The organism is Phenylobacterium sp., from assembly GCF_036723115.1.
Classification (GTDB): domain Bacteria; phylum Pseudomonadota; class Alphaproteobacteria; order Caulobacterales; family Caulobacteraceae; genus Phenylobacterium.
Genome location: NZ_DAIMHV010000090.1, coordinates 1 through 11,181, shown reverse-complemented (window position 1 = coordinate 11,181; position 11,181 = coordinate 1). Strand labels below are relative to the sequence as shown.

The following is an 11,181-nucleotide window of genomic DNA, read 5'->3' as shown; positions in this document are numbered from 1 at the left end:
CGGCTCACCGGGGTCTGGTTGGCCCGCAGCAGGCCCCGCGACTGGCCGCCCACGAAGACCTGGAAGGCGGCAGGTTCGGAAACGTCCACCACCAGGCCCTTCATGTCCGGGGCGCGATAGGCTTCGCCCTTGGCCAGTTGCCGGGCGAAATAGACCGAGCCGTCGGCCCCGCGCACGATCAGCGAAGCCGATTCCCGCGCCTGAAGGATCACGGCGGCCTCACTGGCGGCGGCGCCATAGACCTGACCCGCCGGGTTGAAGGTCTCGGCCAGGACCGGGGCGGCCTGGGCCGAGGGCTCGGTCCGGGCCTTATTGGCGGCGATCACGGCGTCGGCCGAGCCGCCGGAGGCTGCGGCGATCTCCAGGCCAGGGGTCTCGTAAGGGGTGGGAATGGTGGATTCCACCGGCGCCGGCAGCGGCGCGCCCAGGCTCAAGGGGCCTTCAACCGGGGCCCGCGCCGGGGCCGGCGGGGCCGCGGCCACAGCGGGAGCCGGTTCGCGGGCGTCGATCACGCCGCGCTGGGCCACGTTCCACGCCACGATGGCGCCCACCACCACCAGGCCGATCACCGCGGCCAGGCCCAGGCCGCCGCTGCGCGAGCGGCGGACGCCCACAGGGGCGCGCAGACCCTCGTCCGGGGCGGGCTCCTCGGCCTTGAACCGGTTGACCGCAGCCTCGCTGTCCAGCCCCAGCGCCTTGGCGTAGGCGCGGATGTAACCCACGGTGAAGGGCCGCGAAGGCAGGTCGTCGAGGCGCATCTCTTCGATGGCGGCCAGATAGGCGCGGCGGATGCAGGTGGAGTCGGCCACGTCCTGCAGGGACAGGCCGCGGAATTCCCGCGCGGCCTTCAGGGCCGCGCCGATGTTAGGACCAGATTCCAGGGTCGGCATGAACAGGTCGAAATTTCCCCGCTCGCGCGAGGTTTCGAAACCGGCGTTGAACTCAGTGACCCGCCCCGTGTCGAGCGCCATGGCTGCTCGTCGCCCTCAAAACCAGATGCGCGACCCAGAAGGTCGCCCCGCCCGCCTGTCCGTTTTGCACGGAACTGGTTAATTTCCCTTATCTCATAACACGATAGCGTGTGTGGTTCAATCGGCGTCGCGACGGATTCGCCACAGTCAAGCTAGACTGAAAGGTAGAGCTTTCGGGCGAGCGTCTCGATTTCTCCGCGCACGGAACCCCCGGCGCCGCGGATCAGTCCGCTGACCCCCCGATGGGCCGCCTCACGGTCGCAGGACAGCACCATCTGCTTGACCGGTCCGATGCCGGCCGGCGGCATGGAAAGGCGCTCGAAGCCCAGGGCCACCAGGGCGAAGGCCTCCAGGGGGCGGCCGGCCATCTCGCCGCATACCGAGACCGGCGTGCCCGTCTCGGCGCAGGCCCGCTGGATCTCCGCCAGGGCCCGCAGGGCGGGCGGGGAGAGGGGGTCATAGCGGTCAGCCATGCGCGCATTGCCGCGGTCGGCGGCGAACAGATACTGCAACAGGTCGTTGGTCCCCACCGACACGAAGTCGGTCATGGGAAGCAGGGCGTCCAGGTGCCAGACCAGGGAGGGGGCCTCGATCATGGCGCCCACGTCCAGGCGCGCCGGCGCCGGGCGGCCGCGGCGCTGCGCCCAGGCCACCTCGTGATCCACCAGGGCCCGGGCGGCGCGGAACTCGTCCACGCTGGCCACCAGGGGGAACATGATCCTCAAGGGCCGACCCTGCGAGGCCGCGATCAGGGCGCGCAGCTGAAGGCGCAAGAGCGCCGGGCGGTCCAGCCCCATGCGGATGGCCCGCCATCCCAGGGCGGGGTTCTCCTCCCGCTCGGCCTCGAGATAGGGCAGCACCTTGTCGCCGCCCAGGTCCAGGGTGCGGAAGGTCACCGGCCGGTCGCCGGCGGCGTCTAGCACCCGGCTGTAAAGCGCCGTCTGGGCGTTGAAGCGGGGCAGTTCCTCGGCCACCATGAACTGAAACTCGGTGCGGAACAGGCCGATGCCCTCCGCCCCTGTCTCGGCCAGGGTTTCCAGGTCCACGTCCAGGCCGGCGTTCATGAGCAGGGTGATCTTCACCCCGTCGCGGGTGAAGGCCGGGGTGTCGCGCAGCTTGACGAACTCGGCCCGCCGCTGGGCGCGCACCTCGATCCGCGAGCCGATGGCCTGGACCACGTCCAGCCGGGGCCGCAGATAGGCTTCGCCCGTCTCGGCGTCGACGATGACCGTATCGCCCTCATTGACCCGGTCGCGCAGGCCCGCCAGCCGGCCCACGCAGGGGATGTCCAGGGCGCGGGCGACGATGGCCGCGTGGCTGGCCGAGGAGCCTTCCTCCAGCAGCAGCCCCTTCAGCTTGCGGCGGTCATATTCCAGCAGGTCCGCCGGCCCCAGGTTGCGGGCCACGAGGATGGCGCCGTCCGGCAGCTCCCGGGCCACGTGGCCGTCGCCGGCCAGGTGCCGCAGCAGGCGGTCGGCCAGATCCTCGAAGTCGTGCAGGCGCTCGCGCAGATAGGGGTCCCGGGCCTGGCCCAGGCGGGCGCGGTGCTCGGAGCGGACCCGTTCCACCGCGGCCTCGGCGGTCAGGCCGTTGCGCACCGCGTCCTCCAGCGACCGGTTCCAGCCCCGGTCGTGGGCGAACATGCGGTAGGTTTCCAGCACCTCGTAGGAGGCTTCCACCAGGCCGTGCTGGCCTTCGAGCATGTCGTCGATCTGGGCCTGCAGGCCCGAGATGGCCGCTTTCAGGCGGGCCTCCTCGGCCACCACGTCGTCGGCCAGCAGTTGAGAGGGCGCGACGGGGGGCTCGTGCAGAACCGCCACCCCCAGCGCCAGACCGTCGGCGAAGCGCGCGCCCTTCAGACGTTCGGAGCGATGGGGGGTGATCTCCACCCCCGACAGTTCGTCCTCCGAGATCAGCTCGCCGGCCACCATCTCGGCCAGGACCATGGCGATGATCTGCAGATCCTCGACCTCGTCCTCGGTATAGACGCGCTCGGTCCTGTTCTGGACCACCAGCACGCCGATGGCGCGCCCGCCCCGCAGCAGGGGCACGCCGAGGAAGGCGTGATAGGGATCCTCGCCCGTCTCGGGTCGATAGGAGAAGGCCGGGTGGTTGGGGGCGTCGGCCAGGTTCAGCGGCCGGCCCAGGCGCATGATCTCGCCCACCAGGCCCTCGCCCGGCCGCATGCGGGTCAGGTGGACGGCGCCGGGCGCCAGGCCCTCGGTGGCGAACAGCTCCATCTCGCCGCCGGAACGGCGCATGTAGAGCGAGCACACCTCGGCCACCATGGAGCGGGCGATGATGCGCACCACCATGTCCAGGCGGCCCTGGGCGGGCCCGCCCCGTTGGACGGCCTCGCGGATCTGCCGCAGCAGGCTCCGCTGACCTCGGATGACGGGCCCCGACATGACCATGTGCAGAAGCGCTCCTTCCCCTTCGCCTTATCAGTATCCCGAGCGCGGCGAGATGCGGAATCCCTCCGCCGCGCACGAGCGCGTCATCGCGTCGCCCGCCCCAGAAGCTCGATCAGTTCGCCGGCCTTGCGACGCTGCTCATCGATGTCGCCGCTCGCGATGGCGCCCTCGATGCAGTGATCCAGGTGTTCCTTCAGAATCTCGGTCTCCACCTTGGCGAGCGCCGCGCGCACGGCCTGGACCTGGGTCAGGATATCGATGCAGTAGCGCCCATCCTCCACCATGCGGGTGACGCCGCGCACCTGTCCCTCGATCCGGTTCAGGCGGCCGACCAGCCGATCCTTGTGAGGCTTTTCCGCCATCGCTGCTTCCTCCAGGCGCACGAGTATAGCGTCGGCTTCGCTGTCGACCATGCCCCAGCAGGGTATCGCCGGCGCTCAGAGACCAAGCGCGTTTCGATCCGATAACCGGTTCCCACTCAACGGAGCGCGCTAAGGCGGGGTGACCAGATAGGCGCACCGCCGTGCGCCCTGCAGCACATGATCGATCCGCTCCACCCGCGCCGGCGCCAGCAGGGTCTGGAAGAGCTGCAGTTCGGCCCGGCAGAATCCCTGGCAGGCGGCCGCCGCCGCGCAGATGGGGCAATGGTTCTCGCTGAGCACGAAGGCGCCGTCTCCGGTGGCGTCCCACCGGGCCATATAGCCTTCGCGGGTGCGAATCTCGGCGAGGCGCTCCAGCCTCGCCTCAAGACCCTCGGCGTTCGCCAGGGCGTCGCCATAGGCGGCCGCCGTGGCGGCTTCGCGGCGCTGGATCAGGCGCTCCAGGCCCGGCACGCCGAATTCCTCGCGCACCGCCTCGATCAGTTCCACGGTGAGCTGGGCGTGGGTGTCGGGAAACTGCGCATGCCCCTCCGCTGTCAGGCTCCATCGCGCGCCGGGGCGCCCGACCCCGCTCCGCACGGTCCCCGTGGCCACAAGGCCGCGGGCGGCCAGCCGCTCGGTCTGCAGCCGCACGGCCTGGCGGCTGACCCCCAGATGGGCGGCCAGTTCGGCATGGGTGGCCGGTCCGTGGGTCTTCAGGCGGAGCAGGATGGCTTCGGCGGGGCTCGACATGCGCAGGGGCTGGGGTGAATTTGACAAATATCAGATTGCGAAATCATTGCGGCGGCGCTAGCCAGGGTCAAGTCTGTTTTCGCAAATTCCCGCTTGTCAAAATGATCGCTGCCGCCCCCGCCCATGGAAGCTGGAAGGACGTGCTGGCCGAAGGTCGGCTGGCCCAGTTCATCCTCATTTGCCTGGCCGTCTGGCTGCACGCCGCCGACAGCCTGGTGACGGCGACCATCATGCCCAGCGTCGGCGCCGACCTGGGCGGCTTCGCCTATTTCGGCTGGGCCACGGCGGGCTTCCTGCTGGGCTCGGTGGTGGCCGGGGCGAGCGCAGGCTGGCTCACCGGCCGCACGGGGCTGCGCTGGGCCTTCGCCTTCTCCGCCGCCCTCTATTCAGCGGGCTGCCTGATGAGCGCCGCTGCCCCCGACATCTGGACCTTCCTGGGCGGCCGGCTGGTGCAGGGGGTGGGCGGCGGCTGGCTGGCGGGTTTCGCCTCGGTGGCCGTCGGTCTCCTGTTTCCCGACCGGACCCTGCCCAAGGTCTATGCCGCCGTCACCGGGCTTTGGGGCGTGGCGACCCTGGTCGGGCCGCTGATGGGCGGCGTCTTCGCCGACGCCGGGCATTGGCGGTGGGCGTTCGGGGTCTTCGTCATCCAGGGTCTGGCCGTGGCCGCCGCCGCCCTGTGGCTGCTGCCGGCGGGAGAGAAGGCGAGGCCCGAAGGGGTGCCGGTGCGCCAGCTCGTCCTGATCGGGGTCGGCGTCAGCGCCATCGCCGGCGCCGACCTCATGGGGGGCTTCATGCTCGCCCTCGTGCTGGTGAGCGTGGGCCTGGGCCTGCTGGTCTTCAGCCTGCGGCTCGACGCCCGCGCCCATGTCCGCCTGCTGCCGCGGGCTTCGGGCGACCTTTCCACCGTCACGGGCCTGGGGCTCGCCACCATGTTCCTGATGATGGCCGCCTCCATGGGCTTTACGGTCTATGGCCCGGCCATCCTTCAGGCCACCCGAGGCTACTCCGCCCTGACGGCCGGCTATGTGGTGGGGATCGAGGCCTTCGCCTGGACGGCCTTCGCGCTGGCGGTGTCGGGCCTCACCGGGGTCTGGCGCGGCCGCATGGTGCGGGCCGGGGCGGTGTCCGCCGCCCTGGGCGTCGTCCTGTGCGCCGGGGTTCTGGTGGACGGACCCTTCTGGTCCCTGGCGCTGGCCGCCGTCCTGCTGGGGGCGGGCTTCGGCCTCTCCTCGGCCTTCATGAACCAGATGGTCCTCGCCGCCGTGCCGGAGGAAGAGCGCGGCCTGAGCGGCGGGGCGATCAATGTGGTCCGGCTGACCGGCGCTGCGGCGGGCGCGGCCGTGGCCGGCGCCATCGCCAATCTCAACGGATTTGGTCAGGGCCTGACCGAGGAGACCGCGCGGGCCACCGCGCTCGCGGTCTTCGGCCTGGGCGCGCCCGTGGCCGCCCTCTCCATCCTCACCGCCTGGCGCCTCACCCCCAAGGCCGCAGCCCAGGGGGTCTGAGGCCGCCTCAGAGCTTGTCCAGGCCGTAAGCGGCGTGCAGGGCGCGGACGGCCAGTTCGGTATAGGCCGCGTCGATCAGCACGCTGATCTTGATCTCGCTGGTGGAGATCACCTGGATGTTGACGCCCTTTTCGGCCAGGGCGCCGAACATGGTCTTGGCGACGCCGGCATGGCTGCGCATGCCCACGCCGATGACCGAGACCTTGGCCACATCCTCGTTGACCGCCACGTCCTCGAAACCAATGGTCCCTTGCGCGGCGCGCATGATCTCCATGGCGCGGCCGGCGTCCCGCTTTCCCACCGTGAACTCCATATTGGCGGTGTTCTGGGTGCGGGCGTGGCTCTGGACGATCATGTCCACATTGACGTTGGCGTCGGCCAGCCGCCCGAAAATCTCCGAGGAGACGCCGGGGTGGTCGGGCAGGCCGAACACGCTGATCTTGGCTTCGTCGCGGCTGTAGGCGACGCCGCTCACGATGCGCTTTTCCACGATCTCCTCCTCGTCGCAGACGATGGTGCCCTGGCCGGGGGCCTCTCCGGGCTCGACGAAACTCGACAGCACGCGAACCGGCATGTTCTGGGCCATGGCCAGTTCTACCGAGCGGGTCTGCAGCACCTTTGCGCCCAGGGACGCCATTTCCAGCATCTCCTCGAAGGAGATCTTGGACAGCTTGCGCGCCTTGGACTCGATGCGCGGATCGGTGGTGTAGACCCCGTCCACGTCGGTGTAGATGTCGCAGCGCTCAGCCTTCAGGGCGGCGGCCACCGCCACGGCGCTGGTGTCCGAACCGCCGCGGCCCAGGGTGGCGATGCGCCCGTCGCGGGTGACCCCCTGGAAGCCAGCGATCACCGCCACTTCGCCGGCGTCCAGCGCCGCGGCGAGCTTCTCCGGCGGAATGTCCTCAATACGCGAACGGCCATGAGCGTCGTCGGCGATGATCGGAATCTGCCAGCCCATCCAGGAGCGGGCGTTCAGGCCCATATTGCGCAGGACCATGGCCAGCAGGCCGGCGGTCACCTGTTCGCCGGACGCCACCACGGCGTCATACTCATCGTCCGATGGCGGCAGGCCCTGCGCCGCGGCGCCGGCGCCGTCGGTCCAGGCCACCAGTTCATTGGTCTTGCCGGCCATGGCCGAGACCACCACGGCGACGCGGTGGCCGGCCTCGACCTCGGCGGCCACGAGCCGCCCCACGCGCCGAATGCGCTCCAGGTCGGCCACCGAAGTGCCGCCGAATTTCATCACCAGACGGGCCACGCCGGATCGACCCCCGTTTGCAAAGGCGGCCCTTCTACCGGCGCCCCGGCGCGGCTGCAACGAGACTTTCACAAACAGCCACGCTCAGGCGCGCCCGACCTTCCGCCGCCCCGCCGCGTCGCTATATGGAGAGGCATGTCCGCCGCACCTGATCTCCGCTCCAGCATCGACCCGCAAGAGGTCGAACGGTTCTCGCGCATCGCCGCCGAATGGTGGGATCCGCATGGCAAGTTCGCGCCGCTGCACAAGTTCAATCCCGTGCGGCTGGCCTTCATCCGCGACAAGGCCCTGGCGCGGTTCGCCCGCGATCCCTCGGCGCGGCGCCCGTTCGAGGGTTTGCGCCTGCTGGACATCGGCTGCGGCGGAGGCCTGCTCTCCGAACCCATGTGCCGGCTGGGCTTTGAGGTCACGGGGGTGGACGCCTCGGAGCGCAACATCGGCACCGCCTCCACCCATGCGGCCGAGCAGGGACTGACCATCGACTATCGGTGCGCCACCGCCGAACAGCTCCTGGCCGAGGGGACGGCGCCCTTCGACGTGGTGCTGAACATGGAGGTGATCGAGCACGTGGCCGATCCCGGCGCCTATCTGCGCAGCTGCGCCCAGCTCCTGGCGCCGGGCGGCGTCATGATCGTCGCCACCCTCAACCGCACCTTCAAGGCACTGGCCCTGGCCAAGGTGGGCGCTGAATACGTGCTGCGCTGGCTGCCCGCCGGCACCCACGACTGGCGCAAGTTCCTGACGCCTGACGAGCTGCGCGGCTTCCTCAAGGACGAGGCGGTGCATGTGGACGGCCCCTATGGGGTGGTGTTCAACCCGCTCACCGGGCGCTGGTCGCAGTCGCGCGACTGCGACGTGAACTACATGATGACAGTGACCCGCCCGTCAGCCTGAGAGAGAACCGGTGCGCCCCTCCGGGCGTTAGGGCTGCGCTTGCACAATCGAACGCAGGAGCAGCGCGTGCCTCGGAAGCGGCCAAAGGGTGTTGTGGCGGTAGGCTGGGCGTGTTTCGCCGCCTCAGTCCTGGGGCGGACCGAGCATGTGGCGCCGGCCGAAGACTATCCCGAGAGCGTGGTGCGCCGCACCAGCTTCGAGGCCGGCGGCGGCCTTGGCTGGCGGGTTTCGGCCCTGGAGACGCCGCGGGAACGTCCCGCACCCTGGCGCATCGTGGTCATCACCGGTTCGCCGTCCTGGGCGGAATACTGGGCGCCGGTGATCGCGGCCATGCCCCAGGACCGGGAGATGATCGTGGTGGACCGCCCGGGCTTCGGGCGCTCCGAGCCCATCGACCATGTGCCCGAACTGGAGACCCAGGCCCTGGCCCTGTCGCCCCTGCTTCGGCCCCGCCGGGGACAGAAGATCCTGCTGGTCGGCCAGTCCTATGGGGCGGCCATCGCCACCCTGATGGCGGCGCGCAACCCGCGCCATGTCAAAAGTCTGGTCCTGCTTTCAGGCTATTATGGCGAGCCCGGCCCCACGGCCCGCTGGCTGCTGGACGCCGGCGGCAAGGCGCTCGGCATCATTCCGCGGGACCTGCGCAACGCCGTCCTGGAAGTCACGGGCCAGCCGCAGCAACTGGGACCGGTGCGTCAGGCGCTCACAAGCCTGCGCCTGCCCATCCATCTGATCCATGGGGACAAGGACGACTTCGCCCCCCTGGAGGCCGCCGAGCGACTGGTGAGCGAAATCCAGGGCCGTCGCCCCCTGCGCCTGGCGCGCATGGCCGGCGCCGACCATTTCCTGAACGATGGCCCCGAAGAGGTGCTGCTGGAGGCGCTGGAAGCCTGCCTGCCGCCCCCGCTCCTGACCTGGCCCAAGTTCGACCTGCCCTCGTTCGCATGGCCTGATCTTTCGCGGCTGGCGCCGCCGCCCCGGCAGGAGGCGGCCTGAGCCTTGCGCCGGCCTTGGGCTGGAATTGGCTTGGACCGCGCCCCTGAACGGCGATAACCTTCCCTGACAAGGCCCCGTCCAGCGGGCCATCTCTCAGGGGAGAGCGCTACATGAAGGCCGCCGTTCTGCGTGAAGTGGGCAAGCCGCTTCAGATCGAGGATGTCCAGATCAACAAGCCCGGCCCGCACGAGGTGCTGATCCGCACCATGGCCGCCGGGGTCTGCCACTCGGACCTCCATTTCGTCGAGGGATCCTATCCCCACCCGCTGCCCGCCGTGCTGGGTCACGAGAGCGCCGGCATCGTGGAGGCCGTGGGTTCCGAGGTCCGCACGGTGAAGCCGGGCGATCACGTGATCACCTGCCTGTCGGCCTTCTGCGGTCACTGCGAGCACTGCCTCACCGGCCATATGAGCCTGTGCGTCTCTCCCGACACCAAGCGCGGCGCCGACGAAGAGCCGCGGCTGGTGCAGAACGGCAAGCCTCTGCCGCAATTCCTGAACCTGTCCTCCTTCGCCGAGCAGATGCTGATCCACGAGCATGCCTGCGTGGCCATCCGCAAGGACATGCCCTTCGATCGCGCCGCCCTCATCGGCTGTTCGGTGACCACGGGGGTGGGCGCGGTGATCCACACCTCCAATGTCCGCCCCGGCGAGACCGTGGCGGTGATCGGCTGCGGCGGCGTCGGTCTCTCGGCGATCAACGGCGCGGCCATCGCCGGCGCCGGCCGCATCATCGCCATCGACATGGTCAAGGGTAAGGAAAACCTGGCCCGGGCCTTCGGGGCCACCGACTTCATCTGCGCGGCTGACACCGATGCGGTGAAGGCCGTGATCGAAATGACCAAGGGCGGAGTGCATCACGCCTTCGAGGCCATCGGCCTGTCCAAGACCGCCGAGCAGGCTTTCAACATGCTGCGCCGGGGCGGCACGGCCAACATCATCGGCATGATCCCGGTGGGTCAGACCATCAGCCTGATGGGGGCGGCGTTCCTGGGCGAAAAGCGGATCCAGGGCTCGATGATGGGCTCCAACCGCTTCCCCGTGGACATGCCCCGCCTGGTGGACTTCTACATGTCCGGCAAGCTCAAGCTGGACGACATGGTCTCCCGACGGCTGCGCCTTGATCAGGTCAATGAGGCGTTCGAAGAGATGAAGCGCGGCGAAATCGCCCGTTCGGTCATCGTCTTCGACGCCTAGGGGGACGGTGATCAGGCGCCACGCGTTTGCTCTTCCCCTAATAGGCGTCATGACTTGCGGCGCAGCTTCGCCCCGGTCAGTTTGATCGCACAGTGTTCGGTCAAGATGCTCCTAGGGGGGAGGTCGTGCGCGGCTTAAGGCCAGCGCCGACACTGGGGGCGTCTCAAAAGGGGCGGCGAAGGCCGCCCCTTTTCCATTGGCGCGGATGCCTCCAGCGGACTCCTGAGCCTCAGTCCTGGGGCGTGAAGAAGCCCAACAGGGCCGGGCGCACATAGGCGGCCATCACCGTCTCGACGGTGGCTTCCTCGCCCCAGTGCTCCAGCAGCAGCACCGAATTGAACATGGCCATGACCAGGTGGGCCGACAGCTGCGGGTCCACTGGCCGCAGGGTGCCGTCGGCGATGCCGTCGCTGATCAGGCCTGCAAAGCTGTTGGCGATCTGCTGGAAGCGACCGCGGATCTCCCGCCTCAGGTCGCCAGGCATGGCCGAAAGTGCGAAGTGGCGCAGCATCCGCCCCCGCTCCCCGCTGGTCTGGTGGGCGGTGAGGGAGGCCGAGATCAACCACAGCCGACGCCAGCCGTTCGCCTCGGCATAGCCGCGGGTCTTGGCCTCGTCGATCAGGTCGAAGGTGCGCTCGAAACAGGCCTGGGCCAGCTCATCCTTGTCGGCGTTGTGATGGTAGAACGATCCCTTGGTCACGTTCAGGAAGGCCGAGATCTTGTCCACCGAGGCGCCGCGATAGCCCTCGCGGTTGATGATCTCGGTGGCGGCGATCAGGAACCGCTCCCGGGTGACCTCGTCGTTCTGGGCGGGCGGGGCGCCCAGGGTCAGCAG

10 protein-coding genes are annotated in these 11,181 nt (G+C 69.6%); 4 read left to right on the top strand and 6 right to left on the bottom strand.

The window, feature by feature from the left end; all coding sequences use genetic code 11:
• From V7D28_RS10240 to V7D28_RS10225, 4 genes are all read right to left on the bottom strand, one after another.
• Positions 1–971: RodZ domain-containing protein (locus tag V7D28_RS10240; RefSeq protein WP_333587285.1), on the bottom strand; the 971-nt coding region annotated here is incomplete at its 3' end.
• Between the two features lie 152 nt (positions 972–1,123).
• Positions 1,124–3,385, bottom strand: a complete 2,262-nt coding sequence (gene ptsP, locus V7D28_RS10235; RefSeq protein ID WP_333587284.1) for a phosphoenolpyruvate--protein phosphotransferase — start codon at positions 3,383–3,385, stop codon at positions 1,124–1,126.
• An 83-nt stretch (positions 3,386–3,468) separates the two neighbouring features.
• The gene (locus V7D28_RS10230) at positions 3,469–3,747 is read right to left on the bottom strand and encodes a metal-sensitive transcriptional regulator (RefSeq protein ID WP_333587283.1); all 279 of its coding nucleotides are present in this window, start codon (positions 3,745–3,747) and stop codon (positions 3,469–3,471) included.
• Between the two features lie 129 nt (positions 3,748–3,876).
• On the bottom strand, positions 3,877–4,497 hold the full coding sequence (locus V7D28_RS10225) for a helix-turn-helix transcriptional regulator (protein ID WP_333587282.1): 621 nt from the start codon (positions 4,495–4,497) through the stop codon (positions 3,877–3,879).
• A 101-nt stretch (positions 4,498–4,598) separates the two neighbouring features.
• On the opposite strand from V7D28_RS10225, the gene V7D28_RS10220 reads away from it, so the two are divergent.
• Positions 4,599–6,002, top strand: coding sequence for an MFS transporter (locus V7D28_RS10220; protein ID WP_333587281.1), 1,404 nt, complete (start codon positions 4,599–4,601; stop codon positions 6,000–6,002).
• A 7-nt stretch (positions 6,003–6,009) separates the two neighbouring features.
• On the opposite strand, the gene V7D28_RS10215 is transcribed toward V7D28_RS10220, so the two are convergent.
• Complete coding sequence (locus tag V7D28_RS10215) at positions 6,010–7,260, bottom strand: aspartate kinase (protein WP_333587280.1); 1,251 nt, start codon at positions 7,258–7,260, stop codon at positions 6,010–6,012.
• 135 nt (positions 7,261–7,395) lie between these two features.
• Between V7D28_RS10215 and ubiG the strand changes: the two genes are divergently transcribed.
• The 3 genes from ubiG to V7D28_RS10200 all read left to right on the top strand — a co-directional run bounded on the left by ubiG (position 7,396) and on the right by V7D28_RS10200 (position 10,346).
• The gene (gene ubiG / locus V7D28_RS10210; RefSeq protein ID WP_333587279.1) at positions 7,396–8,154 is read left to right on the top strand and encodes a bifunctional 2-polyprenyl-6-hydroxyphenol methylase/3-demethylubiquinol 3-O-methyltransferase UbiG; all 759 of its coding nucleotides are present in this window, start codon (positions 7,396–7,398) and stop codon (positions 8,152–8,154) included.
• 66 nt (positions 8,155–8,220) lie between these two features.
• Positions 8,221–9,150, top strand: coding sequence for an alpha/beta fold hydrolase (locus V7D28_RS10205; RefSeq protein ID WP_333587278.1), 930 nt, complete (start codon positions 8,221–8,223; stop codon positions 9,148–9,150).
• A gap of 110 nt (positions 9,151–9,260) precedes the next feature.
• Positions 9,261–10,346, top strand: a complete 1,086-nt coding sequence (locus V7D28_RS10200) for a Zn-dependent alcohol dehydrogenase (RefSeq protein WP_333587277.1) — start codon at positions 9,261–9,263, stop codon at positions 10,344–10,346.
• 229 nt (positions 10,347–10,575) lie between these two features.
• Here the strand turns inward: V7D28_RS10200 and V7D28_RS10195 are convergent.
• Positions 10,576–11,181: TetR/AcrR family transcriptional regulator (locus V7D28_RS10195; RefSeq protein ID WP_333587276.1), on the bottom strand; the 606-nt coding region annotated here is incomplete at its 5' end.

What these genes read in the sequence shown, in the direction of transcription:
- V7D28_RS10230 (WP_333587283.1), bottom strand. Translation starts at nt 3,747, where the DNA reads ATGGCGGAAAAGCCTCACAAGGATCGGCTGGTCGGCCGCCTGAACCGG.
- V7D28_RS10225 (WP_333587282.1), bottom strand. Translation starts at nt 4,497, where the DNA reads ATGTCGAGCCCCGCCGAAGCCATCCTGCTCCGCCTGAAGACCCACGGA.
- ubiG (WP_333587279.1), top strand. Translation starts at nt 7,396, where the DNA reads ATGTCCGCCGCACCTGATCTCCGCTCCAGCATCGACCCGCAAGAGGTC.
- V7D28_RS10220 (WP_333587281.1), top strand. Translation starts at nt 4,599, where the DNA reads ATGATCGCTGCCGCCCCCGCCCATGGAAGCTGGAAGGACGTGCTGGCC.
- V7D28_RS10200 (WP_333587277.1), top strand. Translation starts at nt 9,261, where the DNA reads ATGAAGGCCGCCGTTCTGCGTGAAGTGGGCAAGCCGCTTCAGATCGAG.
- ptsP (WP_333587284.1), bottom strand. Translation starts at nt 3,385, where the DNA reads ATGGTCATGTCGGGGCCCGTCATCCGAGGTCAGCGGAGCCTGCTGCGG.